Raw genomic sequence first — 23,867 nt, 5'->3', positions numbered from 1 at the left:
ATATTTCCTTATAATTCAGCATAACGACGGATTAACGCTTTAAGAAATTCTTTTCCTTTTAGCAGTTGTTCAATTTCAATTTCTTCATTTAATGTATGCACTTTATTCATTCCAGTGCCACAGATAATCATAGGCAAACCACTGGCATTGATAATATTAGCATCACTACCGCCGCCACCTATAGTAATCTTTGGAGTCAATCCTATCCTATGCATTGCATCTATAGCTATTTGAACCACAGGTTCACTTTCCTGGATATGAAATGCTTCATATTCCAGATTTACTTTCCAATCAAAAGAAGCACCACCAAAGTCATATTGAAAATGCTGAACTGCTTGTTCCACACAATGACGGATATCAGAGGTAAGCTGCTCCAGTTTAGAGTGGTTATGACTTCGTGCTTCACCTTTGACTTCAACTTTATTGGGGACAATATTTGTGGCAACACCGCCATTGATGAGACCTATATTACTGGTGGTTTCGTGGTCAATTCGTCCAAGAGGCATAGCAGTAATGGCTTCTGCTGCAACCCGGATAGCATTAATTCCTTTTTCGGGTTCCACACCTGCGTGAGATTCTTTCCCCAAGAATGTTATTTGAATAGAGTTTTGAGCGGGAGCACCAATAACCAATTCTTCCACTTGATGAGTATCCAGTGCATAACCCCAGGCAGATTCTAATCTGGATTTATCAAAATGTTTGGCACCTAATAAACCTACTTCTTCGGAGACAGTGATTAAGACCTCAATAGGAGGAAGCTTTTCACCACTTTCAATTATTTCCTTAAGAGCGGTAATGAGTTCTGCAATTCCGGATTTGTCATCTGAGCCAAGTATAGTAGTCCCATCAGAATATATAATGCCATCTTTAACTATAGGTTTAATACCTTTTCCCGGTTTAACGGTATCTGAATGAGCACAAAATAAGATAGGTTTTTTATTTAGGTTTCCTGGAATTTGAGCATAGAGATTTCCAGCGTTTCCACCAGTCAAAACATAAGCATCATCTTCCTCAACTTTGACTCCCAAAGCTTTTAAATCTGCTTTAAGACGGTCTATTATAGCTCTTTCATCTCCTGATTCACTGTCAATAGAGATAAGTTCCAGGAAATAATTAACTACCTCGTCTTGCATCTCTTCTCCTTAAATAGGTTTCTTTTATTATACATATATTTACCATTCGTTTTTTTGTCAAAGCTTTTAGCGGAAGATTCACAATAAGATAGCCCTGGATAAAATATAGTATAACTCCCTTTAGTTATCCAGGATGGTGGATAATATAATTTTAGCCATATAAAGAGGAAAAGCAGTCACACTTTTTTCAAGTTTATGCTGGATAAAATTTGATTTGTAGGTGAGAAGAAACAGATAAAAGAGAGAATATTTTTAATATAAAGAATCCAGGAAGATTACCACAGCTTCACGATATTTCTTGACATTAGTATATATAAGAAGGAAATTGTAAGCTATGAATAAATCCATACTCTATACCTGCGAATTGAAACATCATCGTCAAGTGGCAGCTCCACTATGTTCAGTTTGTCCTCGTGTGGCAAAATGTCGCTCTTTCCGTAATTGGTTTGACATTTATCGTGATGAGTATCTGGATTTTGTAATCAACATTTGTAATAAATTCCCTGAAAAATATACCCTGGAGGTAACCCTAATGGTTGAAAAGCAAACCTTTGTCCAAATAGTTGATATGTCAACGGGTATGATTGAAAAGATAGTTAACCTGAAGGAAATTGAAGCCTTAACCCCGGAAGAGAAACTGGAACTTGCCCGTAATAAGAATCTCTTTATAGTCACACATCGCATAGTGCCAATTGTGCGAGTTGAAATGAAGAAAACTGTCATTGAAGAGCCTATGCAATTTGGTGGCAACAATGAAGAAAAGCAGCAAGAAGAAGCGGAGCCTATAGCTGAGCCCGTTTCTCCTGCTAAAACTAAGAAGAAAAAATAGACCTTAGTTAAATAGTTGAAAAAAATCCTTTTCAGAAAAGCAATATTCTAAATACTGGTTTATTTATGAGGAATGTAGTTAAATTTGAGAGCTACTAGATGCTCCAGAACCTTAAAACCAAAAAGGAGAGTTTATGTTTAAGCTTGCAGATGAACATTTAGAAGTAGCACAGGAAATTGCTCAAAAACATCGTCGCAAAAAACATTGTGACCATTGCTATGACCGTGGCTGGATTGGCATTAATGAGCAAAATCTGCTGGTGCTCTGTCCTCATTGTGTAGACCGCGATACTGCTCTGGAAGAGTGGAAAACCTATATCTCTGAACATGAAGATTTAAAAGAGCATTTCAGCGAATTATTTGAGGAAAAACCTGTTGAAGAAGAAGAAACTGAATCTACTATTCCTGTGGCACATACTAAGAAACCCGCTCAACCTCAGGTTAAGAAAACCTTTGTTCCTGGACAGAAAAAGTTTGGACGAACAAAAAAGATTGGTTAAAAATATCAGTTAAAGAGATTAATTTGGATAAGGTCATTTAGATTGTAAAGGTGATATGTATAAAAATATAGATTTAAAAGCAACTCCTCAGGATTTAGAAGGAAGCATCCGTCAATACTGGAAACAGCATAATTTATTGCAAAAGAGTGTACTTTTCCGGGAAGGTGCTCCTAATTTTATCTTTTATGAAGGACCTCCTACTGCTAATGGAACTCCTGGAATCCATCATGTAATGGCAAGAACCTTAAAGGATGTAGTCTGCCGTTATAAAACTATGACTGGTTTTCAAGTAAAGAGAAAAGCAGGATGGGACACTCATGGATTACCGGTTGAGATTGAAGTGGAAAAACAACTCGGTTTGGAAAGCAAAAAGGCTATTGAAGATTATGGCATAGAAAAGTTCTGTCAGGCTTGTAAGGAATCTGTATGGAATTATTTAGACCTCTGGACTAAAATGACAGAATTGATGGGTTACTGGATTGACCTGGAACACCCCTATGTCACTATGTACAATGAGTATATAGAATCTGTCTGGTATATTTTAAATGATTTCTTTAAACGGGGTTTACTCTATAAAGCTCATAAAATTGTGCCTTATTGTCCAAGTTGTGGCACTCCTCTTTCCTCTCACGAAGTAGCTCAGGGTTATAAAGAAGTGGAAGACCCATCTATTTATATCAAATTCAAAGCCCGGGAAGAAGATAATACCTGGTATCTTGCCTGGACTACTACACCCTGGACTTTGATTTCTAATGTGGCTCTGGCAGTTCATCCCGATTTCACTTATGTTAAAGTGTTTCATAAGGGTGAATATTATATACTGGCAAAAGAACGTTTGGATGTGCTGGATGGTGAATATGAAATTATCAGTGAGTTCTCTGGACGAGAATTAGAATACAAACAATATGAGCCTTTGTTTAACTTTCTGCCGGTAGATAAACCTGCCTGGTACATAGGCTTAGCAGATTATGTTTCTATGGAAGAAGGGACAGGGATTGTTCACACAGCACCTGCTTTTGGACAGGATGATTATCAATTAGGGAAGAAATATAACCTTCCTTTGGTTCAACCAGTTGATGCGGAAGGGAAATTTACCTCTTCGGTAGAGCCCTGGGCAGGAATATTTGTTAAAGCAGCAGATAAAGATATTATTCGTTTCCTGAAAGAAAAGGGAAATCTATATAAAAGAGAACAGGTTAAACATAGTTATCCTCATTGCTGGCGTTGTCAAAGTCCTCTCATCTATTATGCCAGAGACACCTGGTATATTCGTACCTCCGATTTTAAGGAACAGCTATTAGAAAATAACCGGCAAATCCGTTGGTATCCTCCTTTTGTTGGAGAAAAACGCTTTGGTGAGTGGCTGGAAAATAATGTTGATTGGGCTCTTTCAAGAGATAGATTCTGGGGCACTCCTTTAAATATATGGATTTGTAATGATTGTGGAGCAAGGACTTCTATAGGTTCCATTCAAGAACTGAGAGATAAGGGCACCTTAAAAAATGGTTTGCCAATACCTGAAAACCTGGAACTCCATCGTCCTTATATTGATGAGGTCGTGCTAAAATGTGAACATTGTGGTGGGACAATGATTCGCACTCCCGAAGTGATAGATTGCTGGTTTGATAGTGGTTCTATGCCTTTTGCTCAATGGCATTATCCCTTTGAAAATGCTGATAACTTTGATAAAGAGCTATTTCCTGCAGATTTTATCTCAGAAGGAATAGATCAAACCCGGGGATGGTTTTATTCTCTTCTTGCCATCTCAACCTTATTTAAAGGCGTTTCCAGCTATAAAAGTTGCCTCGTGAATGAGATGATTCTGGATAAAAATGGACAAAAAATGAGTAAGTCCAAAGGAAATGCTGTTGACCCTATTGAGTTGATGCAGGAATATGGAGCAGACGCCATTCGCTGGTATCTGCTGGAAGTTAGTCCTCCTTGGGTTCCCACTCGTTTTGATGTGGATGGAGTGAGAGAAATTGTAGGTAAATTTATTGGTACCTTAAAGAATACCTATTCCTTCTTTGCTACTTATGCCAATATTGACGGATATGATGCATCAAGCTATTCTCTTGATTGGCAAAGGATTGCTGAACTGGATCGCTGGATTATCTCGCGTCTACATAGCCTTATAAATAAAGTGCGTGAATGGATGGAAGAATATGAGTTAACCAGAGCAGTTCGTGCCATACAGGATTTTGTTATAGATGAACTTTCCAATTGGTATGTTCGTAGGAGCAGAAGAAGGTTCTGGGCAACAGGGATGACCTCAGATAAGATTGATGCCTATAACACTCTTTATCAGGTGTTAGTAACGGTTGCACAATTGGTTGCTCCCTTTGCACCTTATCTTTCTGAAGAACTTTTTATCAATCTTACAGGCAAAGAAAGTGTTCATCTAACTGATTATCCTCTTTCTCATCAGGAAGTTATTGATTTAGAACTGGAAAATAAAATGCAGGTAGTGATTGATTTGGTTTCCTTAGGTAGAGCAGCAAGAAATGCCTGCCAGATAAAAATTCGTCAGCCTCTTGAAAAGATGTATTTGCCTGCTAAATATAAAGATATAGTAGAATCTATGCGAGAGCTTATCCTGGAAGAAGTTAATATCCATAATCTGGTCTATGTTTCTGAAGAGGATGACTTTGTGCAGTATGAGGTTAAACCTCAGTTCAAGATTATGGGTCCTAAATATGGGAAGCAAATGAAAGCGATAACTGAAGCTCTCAGTAAGCTTAAAGGTCAGGAAGTGCTTTCTGCCTTTAATTCTTCTGGAGTTTATCATCTTACAGATTTGGGGATTGACCTTGTGCCCGAGGATGTTGTGGTGCAAATTATTCCCCGGGAAGGCTTTGTCTTTGAGAGTATGAATGATAAATTTGTTGCTCTGGATACTACTTTAACCCCTGATTTGCTTCAGGAAGGATATGCCAGAGAATTGGTTAATAAGATTCAATTTACCAGAAAAGAGCAGGATTTTGATATACTGGATAGAATTGTGGTAGAATGGTATGGAGATGATGATATTCAGGCAGCTATAGATAAATATAATGAATACATTAAGAAGGAAACTCTAAGTGACGAACTGCGAAGAGTTAATTCCTCTCAGAATATGCAAGTTTATGATATAAACGGAAAGGAAGTTTATTTAAAGATATATAAGGTGGAAAATAAATGAATGAAGGGCAAAACAGTGGGATGAATAAACTCTTTTGTAGCAATTGCGGAAAGAAAATTCCAATTAATGCTAAGTTCTGTAGTTACTGTGGGCAAAAAATTGAAGGCTGGGAAGAACATCCATCGCAGGAAGATAAGATTAAACCGCAGAAAAAGGTTATTAAGCGAGAGCCAGAAAGTGAAGATATGTCTTTTGTGGCTTATCAGACTTTAGAACCTGGGACATCCTTCTATAATTACAAAGTTATCAAACTTCAAGGAAAAGATACTGATGGAGTGCACTATCTGGTGGAAAAAGAAGGTAAACAGTATGTCCTGAAACTATTTTTCCCCTATAAATACTCCAATTTAGAAAATATCATTACCCTCCAAAACTGGCTGAATAGAGTTCAAAAACTTGAGAATCCTTATATAGTTCATGTAGAAGAAATCAATTACAATAACAACCCAGTATATATTGTGACAGAAATTGTGGAAGGAATTTCCCTATCAAAGATTAAGACTTATAATCCTGAACTATTAAAGGAATCTCTGGTCAGGGAGATTGCTAAACAACTCGTTTCAGCCGCAATGGACATTCATCAGTTGGGACTGAGTATTAAAAACCTTACCCTTAATGACTTAATTTTAAATCAAGAGACTAATACAATCACCATTTTGACTTCTGGCATCAGTTATGAGACAACAGATGAGCGAGATGAAGTTTTTCATCTGGGCGTTTTGCTTGCTCAAATGCTTTCTGCCAATCAATTGGCGGAAACGGTCTATAATGATGAAATTTTAAGCGAACATAAATTTACTTATATCCCTGGTATTACATTAAGTATGAATAAAGTACTGGGAGAATGTTTACATCGCAATGTCTTGCAGAGATATAATACCTTGCGTGATGTGCTGAAGGGTCTGAATGCCTTAATTGATATAGAAAAAGATGAAGTATATGAACTGTCAGGCAATAAATTGCAACCAGAAGTTATATCACCTATGCAAGTGCCTGAACCAAAGACAAGTAAAGATTGGATTATCATTACTGCCATAGTTATCGGAGTAGCGGCAATAGTTATCTTCTTTGCCATAAATTGGTCAAAAATAACGAAAGATAACGGTACTTCCAGCACCTGGATTTCTTCTATAGGTGAAGAGGATACCATCAATAATGAATATCAGAATAAAACTATCTTCAATCATAGAGACACTTTGAAAAACCAAAACTATAATACTATAGATTCACGAGTAGATCCCCGTAAGGCTATTTTATCTCAGAATCAATCTTCCTATTCTGGCTCATCTGGTAGTGCGGTTAAAATTGATACTTCACCTGATAGAGACCTTTTTGTATATGTCCCAGACGGCACTTTTGGTTTTACCCGTTTAAAGGAAAATCCTAATCATAATGTTGTGCAAAATGGCTTTTATATGGGTAAATATGAGGTCACTCAAAAAGAGTGGAATCAATATATGAAACCAGCTAATGTAAGTTTTGTAGGAGATAACTTACCCGTTGATAATGTTAGCTGGATGAATATTGTTCGCTATTGCAATGCTCGTAGTGAGGCAGAAGGTCTAACACCAGCTTATACCATTTTAGGAAACAATGCCAGTTCTGTCACCTGTAATTTCAAAGCAAATGGTTATCGTTTACCTACTGAAGCGGAATGGGAAATGGCAGCTAAAGGTGGACAATTATATACTTATAGTGGTTCCGATGATGCGGATGAAGTTGCCTGGTATAGAGAAAACAGCGGAAGAAGATATAGGACTGTTGGTTATCAGAAAAAGCCTAATGCTTATGGAATTTATGATATGACTGGAAATGTAGCAGAATGGTGCTGGGACTGGTATTCTGAAGATTATCCCTCTTCTCTAAATGAGTTTGTTAATCCAAGAGGTCCTGCATCTGGAACTTTAAAAGTTATTCGGGGTGGCAGTGTTAACAATGGATTGGGGACTAATTTAAGTGTGGTTTACCGAACTAAAGGTGATCCTGCTAAAGGTTATCCTTTTGTAGGATTTCGTTTAGTTCGCACCCATTAAGTTTATTTGCATAACACCATTTTTTGGAACTGTTTATCTTTTCCTCCAGAGAGGACACAGAAATAAATTCCGCTACCAACATCTTTACCACTATTATCTTTTCCATTCCAGATTACCTGATAAGCTCCAGCATTTTTAGTGCATTTTTCCAGTTGACGAACCATTTGTCCTTTTGTATTATATATATTTAAAGTTATATCTGTAGGTTCTGCTAAGCTATAACGGATAGTGGTTTCAGGGTTAAATGGATTGGGATAAGGGGGATAAAGGACTAAGCGAGGGATAGAAGGTAAACTGGGATCACAGTTTGGAGTAGCAGTTCCATTAATAATCAGGATATTATCAATAGTCCAACCAGGGTCAGTTAAATCTATATCTGTTGAATTATCAGTTAAATGGAAGCGGAGATAGATATTCTGTCCTTGAAAGCTATCTAATGAGACCATTTCTTTCTGGAAATAACTAAGTTCTCCCGATTTTTCCCAGATGCATTCCCAGTTCAAATTATCCGTTGAGATTTCCACTCTTGCAGGGTCAAATTGATATTCTGTATATAGATGAGAGTCAAAGATTAGCATCGTGGAAGCATCTATTGGAATATAGATAGGTTGAGCCGTTTTAATCCAGACATCACAATTCATAGCATAGAATCCATTTCCACCCCAGCTATCTGTTATGGCATAACCGGAAACCGACAGAGAATTTTGACGCACCCAGGGACCATTTATTTCCCATCTTTCAGTTCCATTTTCCCAATCTTCACTAAAAAGCATTTTTATAGGACTAAGTTCTATCGTTAAAAAATTTTCTCCAGGGCTCAAAGTCACTGTACCATTCCAAGGGAAATAGCCTTCCGCATAAATTTCTACAGGATATTCTCCTTCGTAACCATGAAAAATAAAATTGCCATTAACCATCAGAGTATCTGGGAAAACATCACCAATAATAATGCGAGCATTAATATTTTCACCGTTGGCATTGATGTTTCCGTTTAGAATTGCCGGTTCGCGGGGCTGTAAATATACTTGTATTTGCGTCCAGTTACTATTTTGTACCATTTGACTGGGGATAATGGTATCCCAATAGCCTTTTTTTCTAACCTGAATGGTATAAACTCCAGAAGCTAAAGGACGGTAAAATCTTCCTGTAGTTGGGTTGGAAGTACGAGGTCTAAACCAGGGAGCATTATGTTGTTGGATGATTATTTCTGCTTCCAGAGGTTCATTAGTAACGGCATCTCTAATTTTTCCTGTTAACATAGAATTGCTTGATACTGCTTCAGAAGAGGGTAGAGCTCTATTGATTAACCAGCGAACACCATTGCTACATCTTTGAACTGTATTTACCATCAGCGTGGAATCGGGTTGTATATTACTGGTTCCACATTCTATCAAAACTTGAAAAGTCCCATATTGTTGATACATCCAATCATGGAATGCACCCTGACGACTAAGATTGGGGAAATAATCATAGGTTCCTGTTCCGGTTTCTTTAATTATGTGAGAAGCTATTCCACTGGCTATAGAGGCAGAAAAGGCTAAATCGGGTGAAGGTCTTACATTCTTCCAATTAAATGAATAATAACACTTTTCACTTAGGTTGCCGGTACGAGAGGAATGCCAACAGATGGAATAAATGAATTTATAACGGTCTGCTAATTCTTTTATGGCTTGATTTTCACTTTCACTCATAGGAGCGGGACCTCTATAATAATCCCAGACTTCTAAACCTCCAGGTTGGAATAAGGTGTCTCCATGCACCCAGTTAAAACTAAAATTCCTGTTTATATCTACTCCATCTACATCATATCCCACCTGAGGACTGAAATCAAAAATTCCATTCATATTATTGTCTCTCTTATTCTTACGGTAGGAAGAGTCAAGATTGGAGGTCACTACATTATGTCCTTCAGGATTAAGGGTGGGGACAAACCATAAGTCAAGCTGATTTATCCATTGCATATAGGGAAGCTGATATCTATTAGTTAAAATCTCAGCAATATTGCTCATCGTAATCTGAACTCCCAGAACTTCTTCCGCGTGAACCTGTCCTACAAAAAGCAAGGCTGGCTCTTCTTCATCCTGATTAACATTATCTGTGATGCGCATAGCATAGATGGGGATATGATCTTCTTGAGAATATCCAATGAGCACTTTTTTGGCTATATCAGGATATTGACTTTCATAGGTAGAAAGCAGTTGAGATATCTGATCGTAAGTATAATAACAGGAAGGTAGTGCTTGAATCTTTATAGTCAGAACAGTAAAAAATATTAATATGAAAGGAAAGTATCTCTTCTGCATTTTAATATCCTTTTTAACCTTTAATAATGCAAATTATAAGCCAATTATTTTATTCATTTTACAACCTGAATAAATATAATACCTGAATTTTTAAGAAAAAGTAGTTATATTTTGCAATTTATAAGCAATTAAATAAAAATCTTTCAGTTTTATCCCAACATCTCTTTCAATCTATTCGCTAAATTATGTACTTGCTTACTCTTTTCCATTTCCCAGGGAATTTGATAATTATGCTCTGTTTCCGAAAAAAGCCTTTTTAGAGTATGATAAATGGTATCTGCAGATTCCATTGCACAGATATAATTATGTCCACATTCACGAAGAAGTTCTGCAGCTTCACCGTAATAAGGAATCATTGCCAGGATAGGTTTTTGTGTTCTTAAATATTCTCCCAACTTAGAAGTTAATGTGCCATAGGGACTGCTACTATTGATAACCAGCAACAGTACATCAGAAGCCATCATATTAGCCAGAGCCTCTCTATGTTCAAGAGGAGGAATGATTTCTATAAGATTAGTGATACCGCTTTGAGTTATTTCTTCTCTGGTCTCCTTAAAATAATTGCCGAATAGTCGTACCTTTATATTCTGAGGGATTTTTCCCTCTTCAAGCAGACGATGTAGAGCTTTATAAAAAGCGTTCATATTGCGACGAGCATAGATACTTCCAAAATAAGAAAAGGTATATTCAGAAGGTTTAGGGACAGTAGGTAAATCAATAAAATCATTTTCATCCCAGCCATTATAGACGGTTAGAGTCTTTTCAGCAAATTCGGGACCGAAGGCTTTAATGATGTCTCTCTCTATACCCTGTGTAGCGGTAACTATCAAACTGGCATAGGAATAGAATCGCTTTTCCCAGTTCCAGGCGTATTTTCGATGAAGGGTGGTAGCTTGTAAATTATAGTCCGACAGTAGATTCCAGTAATCTCGCATATCTAAAACCAGAGGAATACCACTTTCTTTAGAAAGCTTATATGCACCAACTCCAGAAGAAAAAGGTCCCAGAGAAATGTAAATCAAGTCATAATGAGTTTCAGATATAGCTTTTCTACCTGCTTTAATAAGAAAAGGATTCCAGCCAATTTTTTCGTCTAAGAGATAAAGCCTTCTAATCCAGAGCTTTATATTCTCTGGAGTGTTCATATAAAGTCCCGTTGCTTGATTACCTTTACTGATACCAGTCTTACGGAATAATGCCATAGGATCAAGAGAATCAGTCCGTATTAATCTTTGTTCTCTGCATTCAGAAAGTAAAGAAAAGTCACGTTGAATGTATTCAATATCGCTAACGGTTATAACATCACAGCTGATTCCTTCTTGAGCGAGGTATTTAACTACCTTGACATTTCGTAAAGAAGCAGGACCTCCCAGGGGAGGATAAAAATAGCTGATGTAAAGTATATGCATATTATTTAGCTGCAAGATTCTGGACCAAATCCAGTAATTCTGGTTCAACTGATTCCCAATTATATTTATTTTCTATTAAATCAATACAGCGTTTACTCATTTCTTGATATTTATCCTCGTCCAATTTTAATATACGAGAAATAGCCTTTGCTATGGAAGCAGAGTGGTATTCGCAACAATAACCGAGTTGATTTTTTTCTATCAAATCAGACATTAATGGTGTTCTGGTTGAAACCACAGGTAAACCAGCAGCAAAATATTCCAGAACCTTTAAAGGGAGAGCTTTGCTCAATCTTTTATTTTGAGCATTGAAGAGCCATAGTCCAATCTTACTTCTTTTCAATAGCAATCCAATTTTTTCAGGTGGAACCCAGTTATTATAATAGATAAAAGCCGTTAAATTATATTCAGTGAGCATAGCATCAAATTTTTTTTCCACTTCTGGTGATGTAAATTTCCCAACAATCAAGGCTTTTAACTGGGGAAATTCATCTTTGAGTATATTGATACTCTTCAGTATCTTGTAAGCACCACGGTCTGGAGTCAAACCACCAATATATATCAAATCAAAATTCATTGTGCAAATATTGCTCAATTCCATAGGAACTTCACAGCTATCATCCCATACATTTTTGACTGGATAATTCGGAATAACTGCAACTTCTCCTTTTTTAGGTGCCCTGCCAAGTTGTTGTAAAATCTGTTCATTAACGGCAATAGTTCCATCAACCTTACTTTGCAGGCTGCGTTCTAAACCGAGATAAATGCTCTTCATTATCCATTTAAAAGGCAGAGGAAATTTTTCTGAAAAGGCATCAGGATAAAATTCATGTATATCAAAAACCACTTTGCACTTTATTTTTTTCTTTAATGCCAGTCCCACTAAAAGAGTTAAAGGTTCAACACAGATTACCACATCAGGATGAATTTTTTTAGCCTTTTTATACAATTGAAAAAGAATACCCCATTTAGAATCCGATTCAGTAACATCCTGATAGGGATTGACCAGAGAATTGCAAACTCCACTGGCACATATAATATGGACTTCACCAATTTTAGCCAGACTTCTTCCCAGCTTGTAATAAAGCCTTACTTCATTGGTAGGATGAGCGTTGGATAAGATACATATTTTCATAATTCTTTCTTTATAGGTGAAAAGCTAATATGTCAGTAAATGCTTCAATGTCAAGAATTATTTTAAATTTAAGTCCATTCACTATTTACTTTTACTTAATTAAATGATAACGGGAGCTTATGTCCCAATATCTATAATTAACTGATTTTAAAGGAGATAAATTGAATATCTCCTACCCCTCACCTGCTATTAAGCGTTAATCACTTCTTAATCAAGCGTTAATATAATAAGACTTGATTAACGCTTGATTAAGACTTGACAGCTGATTGTTTTAAAGGAAGAGACAGAGCTTAAACAGTATAATTCTCTCGTATATATGAAGTAATAAAAAAGCAATATCATTCATATCGGCTTATTTGCAGAAAAAAAAGATTGACAGTATGAAGGGAAACTATTACTAATTCTCTTAGAATATTAAGGAGAAAATCCTATGAGTTCAAAAAAAATAAATCGTCCAACCTTGAGCTTTAGTAATGATAAAAAAAGGAAGCGAAAGGTTTCAGATACGCAGAAAGAAAGTAAGGATAACGAAGAGAAAAGGGAAAATAAGGAAATAAATCCGGACAATTCTGTTCTCGGATGGTGGTCTTCCATTTATTTTGACTATTTAAAACAGGAAGCGAATAATCCCAATAATCCCCATCCTTTGATGGCTTCTGTGGAAGTAGAAGTGGTTAAAGAAGCAGATTTAGAGCAGATATTAGCCTTATATAAACAGGCAGGTTGGTGGAATGAACCCATTGATGAAAAGTCATATGAGCGAGTGAGAAAAATCATATCCAATACCTTTTGTTTTGTGATAGCCCGCTATCAGGATAGAATTGTGGGAATGGGAAGGTCTATATCGGATGGAGTTAGCGATGCATATATTCAGGATGTGGTGGTAGATAAGGATTTTAGAAGACAGGGTATTGGTGAAGCTATCATACATCGTATAGTTCAATTTCTTTTAGAACATAATATAAGATGGATTGCATTGATTTCTGAACCCGGCTCAGAAGAGTTTTATCGTCAAATTGGATTTAGGGATATGATTGGTTACACGCCATTATTTTTGCCTATTGAAAATATAGAATAATCTTTATGCTGGAATTAACACCTTTAACACCTGCTCATATTCCACTGTTACAGAAGTATTTAAGAGCTTATCCTCGTCAATCTTGTGATTATGCTATTTGTAATCTTATGACCTGGGGAAAGATTTATGGGAACAGTTTTACTATCTGGAAAGAGCATCTCGTAATTGTTAATCCGAAATATGATTATGTTATGTATCCTGTGGGTCCTGGATTAAGTGCAAAAGAATTAAGGGAATTGGTAGATATTTATCGGGAAGGGCATCCACTTACTCAACTGGTACTAATTCCAGAGGATTGGCAAATTAAGATACCAGATATAACGCAATATTTTCAGCTTAGAGAAGATAGAGACTGGGCAGATTATGTTTATTTAATTGAAAATCTGGTCAAGCTTAGTGGGAAAAAATTAGCCAAAAAGAAAAATCTTATTTCTCAATTTATTCGCACTTACCCGGAATATCAAGTTATTCCTATAACTTCTGATAAAAAAGATGTCATTATCCGTTTCAGTGAAAAGTGGCGTAGAGAACGCAATATGGAGGGTATCTATCTAAATGCAGAATTTCAAGCAATAAAAAATACGATGGAAATGTGGGATGAGATACCTGTAGAAGGGATAATAATTTGCTATAAAAACCGCATTTCTGCTTTTTCTATTTTTAGTGAACAAACAGTTGATATGGTTACGGAACACTTTGAGAAATTTGATCCTGAGATGAAAGGTAGTGCTCAAGTTATAAATTGGGAGACCGCAAAATATTTACAAGACCGTTATATCTGGTTAAATAGAGAACAGGATATGGGCTTAAAAGGGCTAAGACAAGCAAAAAGTAGTTATATGCCAGCCTTTCTGGTAAAATTTATATTTGGTAAGCCACTGGATTGAAATAGACTTAAGCGATTTTTTGTCGCCGTCTAAACATCAGACTGATAAGATATAACACAAATTCTAATAAGACAATATTCGCCCCGGTCGGAATGTCCAACCACCAGGAAAGTGCAAACCCACCACTTGCTGCTAAAATAGCAATAAGAGCGCTACAGAGGATAGCATAGTCTAATCTCTTCACCAGATTGAAAGAAGTAACCGCAGGAAGAATTAATTGAGCGCTGACCAAAATTATCCCTGCAGCCCTTAAGGTTATGACAATATTGGCAGCTAATAGAATCATAAATATGGTATTTACTAATCCCACAGGTAGGCGATAGAATTTTGCCATCTCGGCATTATATGAAAGATAGAAAAGCTCTTTATAAAAGAAAGAAATGAAGAAAATATCCAGTAACGCCAGAATAACTAATTGATAAATTTCCGCTGGTGATACCAGCAAAACATTGCCAAAGAGATAACTTTCCAGGTCAAAACTATACCCTTTTTTTAAAGAGATAAGAATAATACCCAGAGCCATAGAAACACTGAGAAAGATAGTTATCGTGTTAGCTTCCTGCAACTTATGCTTTTGGGAAAGCCAGCTAATTGCCAGAGCAACGATAACTACAAAAATTAGAGTGGTCAACTGAAGATTCAGTTCCAGTAGTAAAGCCAGTGCAATTCCAGCAAAAGCTATATGTGAAAGAGCTTCTCCCATATAAGACACCTGACGCAAAGTTACCAGTGGAGAAAAAAGTGCCAGAGAAAATGATGATAGGAGCGCAGCTAAAATTGCTTGATAGATAAAATTATACATCAATAGTCCTTTTCAATCAGGCGTACAGTGTCTCCAAAGGTTTTATGAATGATTTCGGCATTAACCAGTTCAGCACTGGTGTGGCAATGCAATCTTCTGTTCAGGCAAATGAGAAAGCTGCAATATTCGGAAAGGATATTGAGGTCATGAGAGATAGTTAAAATTGTCTTTCCTGCTTTATTCAAGTCTTTCAAAAGGATAAACAGACTTTTAACACCAGGTTGATCCAGTGATGCTTCTGGTTCATCCAGAATTAAATATTTACTATCAGAGACCAGAGCTCTTGCCAGAAACACACGTTGCAATTCACCTCCAGACAGTGAACCTAACTGATGATTAGCCAGATGGGCAATTCCGGTAAGAGCTAAAGCTTGCATAGCTCTTTGACGATGAATGGATTTAAATCTTGAGCCAGGATGTAATTCTCTAACTAATCCCATAAGCACTATCTCCATAGCAGTGGTAGGGAAGTTACGATTAAATTCTTCATGCTGAGGAAGATATCCAATAGAATGTTCTTTTAGCCATTCCAGATGCGGGATTCCCTCAATATATATAGCACCTGTTTGAAGGGGTAAAAATCCTAGAATCAATTTTATGAGAGTTGATTTGCCTGCACCATTGGGACCAATTAAAGCAGCAAATTCACCGTCAGTTAAGGTTAAATTTATGTCTTCTAAGATAATATTTCTATTAATGTTATAGGAAAGACTGCAAATTTCTATCATCTAATTACAGTTCTTATTCTTACCAGGCTTGCTTCATTCTATCCCAGTTTATAAGAATAACTTCAGGAAGGGATTGAGCATTTAGAGTCTGTCCTAAAGGGTCAAGCTCTATCACCTTCAACTGAAATTCTTTAGCCAAAACATTAGCGGATTTGCGGTCCATTTGTGGCTCTACAAAGATGGCTTTTACCTGATTAGCTTTAATTAAGTCTCCTAAATATACCAGTTCTTTTGGAGTTGGTTCTTGCCCCGGAGAGCTTTGAATACTTCCTAAATAGTCCAGCTGATAATCCTGGATAAAATAATGGAAACTATCGTGATAGGTGATAATTGGTGTGTGAGAAAACTGTGTTCTTTCTTGAATAATGAGACTATCCAGACTGCTGAACTGAGATATAAGCTCTTTACAGTGGAAAGATATGCTATCTTTATAGCTCGGGAATGTTCTTTGTAATGGTTCTTCCAGTTCAGATACCAGTTTTTTCATTAATCTTGGTGAAAGCCATATATGTGGATTAGGATTTTCCTCTTTTTGAGGCAGTTGGAGTAATTGTTCGGCAGATAAATGTTTCTCGCCCAGTGCATTTAAAGCTGTCTGAATATTGGTTTCTAACCCAAAACCATTACTGAACACTAAGTTTGCGTCATATAAGGATTTTAATTCTGCTGGACTGGGATTATAGGTATGAGGAGAAAAATTTGGAGGAATAAGGGTTCTCACCTCTATCTTCGGTCCCACCATCTGTTTTAAAAGCAACTCATAGGGATAGATAGAGACAACAATAAGATTAGATGGTGAATCTACCGCTTTTTTACAAGAATTAAGTGCGAACAGAGAGCTTATAATCAGGATAGAGATGAGAACCTTTAATTTCATTCCAGCTCACGAAGCAATTGGGTGAGTAATCTAACACCCACGCCGGTTGCACCATAACTATAAATGCCTTGCTCTCTATCTCTTAAAGCGGTACCAGCAATATCCAGATGAATCCAGGGTTTACCTGCTACAAATTCCTGCAAAAACAGAGCTGAGGTTATAGTTCCTGCCAAAGGACCACCGGTATTCTTAAGGTCTGCTATTTCAGATTTTATGAGTTCCTTATAGGGTTCATAAAGTGGGAGTTGCCAGATTTTTTCACCGGTAAATTCAGAAGCTGATTGTAATTTGTTGAGTAAAGCCTCATTATTTGCTAAAACCGCAGATATTTGATTTCCGAAAGTAGCAGCTGCAGCACCAGTTAAAGTGGCAATATCTATTACTTCGTCTATGTGTTCTCTACTTATGGCATAATGGATTGCATCAATGAGAGTTAGGCGACCTTCTGCATCAGTATTGACTACTTCAATAGTTTTTCCAGACATACTGCGAATAATATCACCGGCATGATAAGCAGAGCCAGAAATCATATTTTCACAGGCCGCGACAATACCAATGACATTAACCTTTAGTTTTAGATTGGTGATTGCAGCCATAGTACCGATAACTGCAGCAGCACCACTCATATCATTTTTCATATTAACCATACCCTGGCAATTTTTAAGGCAATAACCACCGCTATCATAGGTTAAACCCTTACCAATGAGACCGATAGTCTTTGCTTTAGGATGGGGATTTCCATGATAGGACATCAGAATCAGACGAGGTTCTTTTTTAGACCCTTTTCCTACTGCCAGAAAAGCTTCCATTTTGAGCCTTTTAATCTTATCTAATCCAAATACTTCAATAGAGAAGCCATATTTCAGAGCGACTTTTTTAGCTGTTTCAGCTAAAGATTCAGGGTAGATGACATTAGCAGGTTCATTAACCAGGTCACGAGCCAGATTTGTTGCTTCAGCAAAGATTCTACCTTCCAACACACCACGATTGAACATACGTGGATTTTTAAGCTCCATAGCTAAATGAATAGCTTCCAGAGATGGAGGTTTTGTTTCACTAAGATATTTATCAAAGCGGTATCCAGTAAGCAAAGCAGCTTCTGCCAGTATATGTCCAAAATGAAGTTCACTTAGAGGATTTTTAAAACCGGTGTAAATATAAGCTTCTTTTGCTTCCAGTTTTAAGGCTTCACGTATTGAGATAGCAATAAGATGGCGAAAACGGTCATTATCCAGTTCCTTAGGATTGCCAATACCGCAGAGGATAACATTGGTTCGTTTTCTGGAACGAATAAAAGGGAAGCTCTTGAGGCTGGCATATTTGAACTGAAAGTCGTCCTCTTTGACTACTATATTGATAGCATTCTGAAGGTATTCAGGGAGATATTCCAGCTTTTCTATGTCTCCATTTTCTTCCTGAAGTATAATCACGGTTTCCATATATTCAGTTGGCTTATGCAACAAGTCTATTTTCATTTAGGTCTCCTATTTATGTTTTATATTAAAAATCTTCGCTTAATCTTAAATAATAAGTGGGTTTTGAAATGTGGGAGAGGTCTGATAACCAGGTAATATCCAGGCTAAGGATAAAAATGCCTAAATTTATCCGCGGTCCAAATCCATAACCCAGATAGAGGTCTTTAAGTTTGCCTTCATGAGTAGCCTGGAATTTATTGAAGTCATCAAAGACAGTTCCTATTTCAGCAAAGAGGCTTCCGCGTACATTAGGTATATTTAAAGGTAAGGGGAAAGCGATATTTATATTTTCAAAGAAGGGGAATCTCAGTTCAGTGCAGAAAACTGCTTTCTTTTCACCGCTAAGATTTCCATCATAAGCACGGATACCATAATAACCACCGAGAGCAAATCTTTGAGGATAATCTCCCACACTTATTCCAGTGATAAGACGCGTAGCTAAAGAATAGCGTTTACTGAATAATATATAATTTCGCCAATCCAAGTAGTTGGTTAGATAATCAAGATTATTATCTCTTAAAGAAGTGCCAACAGAATAGTATAAACGTCTACCTGCAAGAGGACCAGTCGGACCATATAAAGCATTATCATGAACCAGATTTACAGCTGGACTAAAAACCTTATCACTTCCGAGATTTTCTTCTTCTGTCCAATCACCAATATTCCAGTCCCAATAAGAAAGATAATATTCTTGTTGATAGAACATATTTTCCAATTCAATACGAGTAAAGCGATTGAAGGGATAGCGTAAGAGAAGATATAGACCTGTCTGTCTTTGTTTATAACGAATATACAAATCATTTTGTGGACCGGGAATACTCATCTGAATATGGATTTGGTCATTTAGATTAAAAAGTCCAATACCATAATCCATCCTTTGTTTTAGATAGAGATAGCTTATAAGCAGATTTGAATCTTTAAGTTTTCCCGCAGCGCTTAAGCTAATCCCAATTCCATGATTTCCCATAATATCACTTAAACTTAATTCCAGATAACCCACTGTTCCTGCATAAGATGAATAAGCAAGACCTCCCCAGAGGGTATCTAAGGAAAATTTAGTTTTGTAAGGTTTGATTTCTGGAATAGTTTCAATCGTGGTCGGCTTGTCATCATAACTAAGGTTACGATACATTCTCAAGGAATCAGAAGAACCCATCTCTTCGTTGGAATAGGCAGATTCTATTAAGGGGTCTTTTTGCATATAAGGACGCTGGGGTCTTTTACCGTAGTAATTGAGTCTGGAGAGGTCAACGGTCTCCAATAAGTCATTTTTCAACTTAACAAAGTGAGGTGGAGAATAGTCAATAAAACTTAGATTTTCTGTCTGTATTTCAGTGAAATATATATTCCAGGCATCCTGGAAATAGTTAGATAGGACAATTTGTTTACCATTAGGAGAAATATCAGCGGAATAAACTCCAGCTAAAACATTGGTAACCTTTGCTTTTTGAGCAGAGGTTAGATTAAGCATAAATAAATTACTAACTCCATCTATTGAGCTCACAAAATAGAGTTTTGTGCCGCTGGCATCCAGGGATGGATGGCTGCAGTCTTTTGTTTCAAAGGTTAATTGAGTGCTGATTCCATTATTTAAATTCAGTTGAAAGATATTTTGATTTAGATGCGAAAAGAGGCGATTAGGGAATTCTGGTTCTTTCTGACTTCTTTCTGAAGCAAAGACAATGCTATTACCGTCAGGTGCAAAACGCGGTTGCAGGTCATTATAATAATCATCTGTAATCTGTTGTAGTTCTTTTGTTTCCAGATTATAAAGATAGAGGTCACATTGCATATTTTTTTGCCCAGCAAAGACAATGCTTTTACTATCGGGAGCAACATCCAATTCATATATAGCATCAAAGTCCTTAAGTTTGATGGTCTGGACAATTTTCTTTTTGCTGGTATTTACGATATAGATACAATCACCATCACTGGTCTTTGCAGAAAAAGCTATACTTGTATTATCAGGAAACCAGCTCAGACTGGAACGGAAGTAATAGAATTCTTCCATCTTTCCAGAGATCTCACCTTTGATAATCCTTTCGGGAGCACTTAATCCGTGTAATCCACCCATCCAGATGCTATAACGAGCTCCAGCAGTACTGAAATAGACATATTTATCACCTTGAGGAGAAAAACGGGGCATAAGATTAAAATAGGAACCGTCTCTTTTGCTATTAGTGCGTTGTTCCAGAGATAAAGAGGGTAGGTCATGGGTTTCTATTAAGGGTAAAAATTCTCGCTTCAGCTGAAAACGCCAGCGGGACTCCAATTCTTTAAAATCCAATCCAAAGATTTTTTTAGTGGCATAATCTATACCACTGGTAGAGCGTAGAGCAAAGAAATATTCCATCAATTTATCGGGACCATAGGTCTCAGCAATAAAAGTAAGAAAACTTTCTCCCAGACGATATGCATAATAACCACTGGTGTTTTCTATATAGGGCAATTTGTCATTTATTACCATATCCAGGATGAACATATTATTATAATCTTTCTTGCCGAGAGTGGAAAAATACTCAGGTAGTCCCTCTGAAAACCAGAAAGGAATATAGGAAGAATAAAGTGAAGCAAGCGATTCCTCTTTAGCTCTTTCCAGGGCATTGAGATAGGCATGAGTTAGTTCATGGATTAATAGTTCTTCTAAATTGGCATAACTTCCATCAAAAGGTATAACTACACGGTTATGTAAACTTTCCGTGAAACCACTTACTTCTTCAGTGAGAAGAGGATAAATAATATTAGTGTTTTGAAAAGCCGCTTTACTACGATAGAAGATGATAGGAATTCTTGAGGTGATAGGAAATTTAAGCTGTTCTTTGAGATAATAGTAGGATTCTTCTGCCATTAAAGCGGCAAGTTTGCCAAATTCATCCTCTCCTTGCGGAAAATAGATATCAAAGTGCATTGTCTGGATGGTAGACCATTCCTCAATTTTGGCATTAACCTTATTCTGTCCAAAGTAGTATGCCTGAACGAAAGTTACCAGAATTAACAGGGCTAAAGTGAGATAGTGCTTAAGCTTCAATCTTTTTACCTTAAAATATCTTTATATTGATGTATTTCTTAGGATTAGTGCGGATATCTTGAAAAAGTGAATCCAGACTGGTAGTGGTCTCTAATAATCTTTTATAAAGTGTTTCATCTTTTAGGAATTTTCCTGCGGAACCTTTACCTTCATTCAAATCGTTGAGGGTATTATGCAATTGAGTGGAAAGCACTTGCAGACTATCTAATGTATTATTTATGTTTGCAATAGCTTCAGGGGCAAGGGTCAAAGTGGAATCAAGATGGGCAGCATTATTATCCAGAAGATATTGTAGTTTTTTACTCAGTTGTTCTATTTTGGTTAAGGTATTATTCAAATTGGTTCTGGTTTCATTTATCATTATCTCTGCAGAAAGTACTGCAGAATCAGCATCATCCAGAAGGGTGGTAATTTTATCTGTAAAGATTTTTCCCCCTTGTAATTCATTTAATGCTTCATTGACTTTAGCGATAGCGATGCTTACTTCATCAAAAGCATTCATAATTCCGAGAGGTTTATCTTCTTTCTGAATCTTACGCAGGTCAAGGTTATGTTCTCCATTACCTGGAATAATATTTAAAGCGGTTCCACCCATAATACTGGTATCTGTAATCTGGAATTTAGTCCCTTCTTTTAACTTGATATCTCTATTTATATTTGCAGTAACCAAGATTTTATCAGGCTGAAGTTCTATATACTTAACTCTTCCAACTTCCATTCCTCTATAGAGAACTGGGTCACCTAAATCCAATCCCATAACATCATCAAAACAAACTTTCAATTGCTGTTGGGACCTATTCGTAATTTTACTACTTAACCATAAATAGCCAAAGATAAGGATAGCCAGGATAATAATGGTAAAGAGCCCGACTTTTACTTGAGTTTTGTGGAAATTAGGATAGAATCTTTTCATAATTTATGTCTTTAATTGCTTTTTTTCTGCTGCTGGGAAGAGAATATTATTTAGAATTAATCTATAACCAGGAGAGTTTTTATAAAGGTCTAAAATAGTAGGGGGATCTCCTATCTTATGTTCATAATCTTCTGGGTCATGTCCTCCATAAAAGGTGAAGGTCCCTTTACCGAAGTTTCCATGTATGTATTTAACTTCATTCTGTCCCGGAACTTCTGCCAGTATGATGACACTCTTTTTAACTTTATCTTTGAAGAAAGAAGTGGTCTGACCTAAAAAGCCAGGGATAATATTGGTGTGACATTGAGTAAGCATAGTAGGAACAGGGTCATACTTAGCGGAAAAATCAAAGAGTTGAAAATAATCAGCTTCCGGACCTCTCAGACGAGAATAATCGCTGGCATCAATATCGGAAAACTCATATTCAAAAGGATTGGTTTTCAGTTTAAAATTCTCAAAAGCAAAACAACGACTATAATCCAGCTTTTCCTGATAATGAGGGTCAATTCCATCACCATCAATTAAAGCATCAACTATATCCACATTATGAGCAGCTAAAGCAATATCAAGAGTATCTGTGGCAGCACACATAGCAAAAAGAAAACCTCCATTCATCACAAACTCTCGGATTTTTTCAGCTACTGCATGCTTTAACTGCCAGACTTTGGCATAACCATGTTTTGCTGCCATTGCTTCATTCACCCGAACATCATTTTGATACCAGGCAGTATTACGATAGGCACCATAAAACTTTCCATACTGACCAGTAAAATCTTCATGATGTAGATGTAGCCAATCATAATCGCTTAGTTTTCCTGCTAAAACTTCATCATCCCACACACGGTCATAATCTATTTCTGCATAATCCAGAGCAAGAGTGACAGCATCATCCCAGGGTAAAGCATTAGGGGGAATGTAAACGGCAATTTTCGGTTCCTTTTCCAGAACTACCATTTCCATATTGGATTCCTGAATCTCCTGCATAATAGCTGCTACCTGGGCTGAAGATACCAACTCAAAACGGACGCCACGAATATTACAAAGAGCAGCAAGAGATTCCGATTCTGGCATAAGAAAGCTTCCACCGCGGTAATTAAGAAACCATTTGACCACATACTGCTCTTTTAAGGCTTCAAAAGCAACTCCATAAGCTTTCAAATGATTACTCTGAGTGAAATCCATGGGTATCAATATTTCTGCACCTATGAGAGCAGGAAGCAGGATTATAAGCAGAACAATGATTTTCTTTACTGGCATATTTTTGGTCTCTTTATTTTATGAGAGCTGTATCTTATTTTAAATCTTAATATTATATTATACCTTAATTTAGATTAAAACCCTTATACCTTGTTAATTTGTCAAGACAATTTTAGCTCGCTTTAAATAGTAACTACTTTCTTTTAAATAGAATATTGCAATTTTATAGTAAAGCTATTATTATTTCAGAAAATCAATATCTTTAAATGTTTGTTTTATTATTTACTCTTTGCTTTCATATCCTCCATCTTTGTTAAACCTGAGCATAGTTTATATGCAATTGATGAGCAACTTATGTCC

17 protein-coding genes are annotated in these 23,867 nt (G+C 36.7%); 6 read left to right on the top strand and 11 right to left on the bottom strand.

Features of this window, described 5'->3' with window-relative positions:
* Positions 1 to 8: 8 nt before the first annotated feature.
* Complete coding sequence (locus E0946_RS05560) at positions 9 to 1,133, bottom strand: M20/M25/M40 family metallo-hydrolase (protein ID WP_133201476.1); 1,125 nt, start codon at positions 1,131 to 1,133, stop codon at positions 9 to 11.
* A 334-nt stretch (positions 1,134 to 1,467) separates the two neighbouring features.
* On the opposite strand from E0946_RS05560, the gene E0946_RS05555 reads away from it, so the two are divergent.
* From E0946_RS05555 to E0946_RS05540, 4 genes are all read left to right on the top strand, one after another.
* Positions 1,468 to 1,962 (top strand): hypothetical protein, encoded by a 495-nt coding sequence (locus E0946_RS05555; RefSeq protein WP_133201475.1) that lies wholly within the window; start codon positions 1,468 to 1,470, stop codon positions 1,960 to 1,962.
* 133 nt (positions 1,963 to 2,095) lie between these two features.
* Positions 2,096 to 2,461 carry a hypothetical protein gene (locus E0946_RS05550; protein ID WP_133201474.1) on the top strand — a complete coding sequence of 122 codons (366 nt, stop codon included), beginning with the start codon at positions 2,096 to 2,098 and terminating at the stop codon, positions 2,459 to 2,461.
* Between the two features lie 55 nt (positions 2,462 to 2,516).
* Positions 2,517 to 5,642, top strand: coding sequence for an isoleucine--tRNA ligase (gene ileS / locus E0946_RS05545; RefSeq protein WP_133201473.1), 3,126 nt, complete (start codon positions 2,517 to 2,519; stop codon positions 5,640 to 5,642).
* Entirely contained in the window at positions 5,639 to 7,675 is a 2,037-nt protein-coding gene (locus E0946_RS05540; RefSeq protein WP_133201472.1) for an SUMF1/EgtB/PvdO family nonheme iron enzyme, read from the top strand. The genes ileS and E0946_RS05540 overlap by 4 nt, the downstream gene beginning before the upstream one ends.
* A gap of 2 nt (positions 7,676 to 7,677) precedes the next feature.
* Here E0946_RS05540 and E0946_RS05535 read toward each other — a convergent pair whose 3' ends face one another.
* From E0946_RS05535 to E0946_RS05525, 3 genes are all read right to left on the bottom strand, one after another.
* Positions 7,678 to 9,978, bottom strand: a complete 2,301-nt coding sequence (locus E0946_RS05535) for a M14 family zinc carboxypeptidase (RefSeq protein ID WP_133201471.1) — start codon at positions 9,976 to 9,978, stop codon at positions 7,678 to 7,680.
* A 149-nt stretch (positions 9,979 to 10,127) separates the two neighbouring features.
* Positions 10,128 to 11,387: a glycosyltransferase gene (locus tag E0946_RS05530; protein ID WP_133201470.1), complete on the bottom strand. Its 1,260-nt coding sequence runs from the start codon at positions 11,385 to 11,387 to the stop codon at positions 10,128 to 10,130.
* Position 11,388: 1 nt separating this feature from the next.
* Entirely contained in the window at positions 11,389 to 12,522 is a 1,134-nt protein-coding gene (locus E0946_RS05525) for a glycosyltransferase (protein WP_133201469.1), read from the bottom strand.
* A gap of 430 nt (positions 12,523 to 12,952) precedes the next feature.
* Between E0946_RS05525 and E0946_RS05520 the strand changes: the two genes are divergently transcribed.
* Positions 12,953 to 13,600: a GNAT family N-acetyltransferase gene (locus E0946_RS05520; RefSeq protein WP_243713763.1), complete on the top strand. Its 648-nt coding sequence runs from the start codon at positions 12,953 to 12,955 to the stop codon at positions 13,598 to 13,600.
* Positions 13,601 to 13,605: 5 nt separating this feature from the next.
* On the top strand, positions 13,606 to 14,487 hold the full coding sequence (locus E0946_RS05515; RefSeq protein WP_133201468.1) for a DUF2156 domain-containing protein: 882 nt from the start codon (positions 13,606 to 13,608) through the stop codon (positions 14,485 to 14,487).
* Positions 14,488 to 14,494: 7 nt separating this feature from the next.
* On the opposite strand, the gene E0946_RS05510 is transcribed toward E0946_RS05515, so the two are convergent.
* Genes E0946_RS05510 through E0946_RS05480 form a run of 7 tightly spaced genes read right to left on the bottom strand, consistent with a single transcriptional unit; the run spans position 14,495 to position 23,567 of the window.
* Positions 14,495 to 15,289 carry a metal ABC transporter permease gene (locus E0946_RS05510; RefSeq protein WP_133201467.1) on the bottom strand — a complete coding sequence of 265 codons (795 nt, stop codon included), beginning with the start codon at positions 15,287 to 15,289 and terminating at the stop codon, positions 14,495 to 14,497.
* Positions 15,289 to 16,017 carry a metal ABC transporter ATP-binding protein gene (locus E0946_RS05505; protein WP_133201466.1) on the bottom strand — a complete coding sequence of 243 codons (729 nt, stop codon included), beginning with the start codon at positions 16,015 to 16,017 and terminating at the stop codon, positions 15,289 to 15,291. The genes E0946_RS05510 and E0946_RS05505 overlap by 1 nt, the downstream gene beginning before the upstream one ends.
* 19 nt (positions 16,018 to 16,036) lie before the next feature.
* Positions 16,037 to 16,894, bottom strand: a complete 858-nt coding sequence (locus E0946_RS05500) for a metal ABC transporter substrate-binding protein (RefSeq protein ID WP_133201465.1) — start codon at positions 16,892 to 16,894, stop codon at positions 16,037 to 16,039.
* Positions 16,891 to 18,369 (bottom strand): leucyl aminopeptidase, encoded by a 1,479-nt coding sequence (locus tag E0946_RS05495; protein WP_133201464.1) that lies wholly within the window; start codon positions 18,367 to 18,369, stop codon positions 16,891 to 16,893. Before E0946_RS05495 ends, E0946_RS05500 begins: the two co-directional genes overlap by 4 nt.
* Before the next feature lie 25 nt (positions 18,370 to 18,394).
* A complete protein-coding gene (locus E0946_RS05490; RefSeq protein ID WP_133201463.1) occupies positions 18,395 to 21,397 on the bottom strand; it encodes a peptidase MA family metallohydrolase in 3,003 nt (1,000 codons plus the stop codon).
* Positions 21,398 to 21,407: 10 nt separating this feature from the next.
* A complete protein-coding gene (locus E0946_RS05485; RefSeq protein WP_133201462.1) occupies positions 21,408 to 22,310 on the bottom strand; it encodes an MlaD family protein in 903 nt (300 codons plus the stop codon).
* 3 nt (positions 22,311 to 22,313) lie between these two features.
* Entirely contained in the window at positions 22,314 to 23,567 is a 1,254-nt protein-coding gene (locus E0946_RS05480) for an asparagine synthetase B (RefSeq protein ID WP_133201461.1), read from the bottom strand.
* Positions 23,568 to 23,867: the final 300 nt, after the last annotated feature.

Origin of the sequence: Candidatus Syntrophosphaera thermopropionivorans, from assembly GCF_004353895.1 — a bacterium.
GTDB classification, from domain to species: Bacteria; Cloacimonadota; Cloacimonadia; order Cloacimonadales; family Cloacimonadaceae; genus Syntrophosphaera; species Syntrophosphaera thermopropionivorans.
Note: the sequence above shows the minus strand (reverse complement) of the source record. Positions and strands in the feature narration are given on the sequence as shown.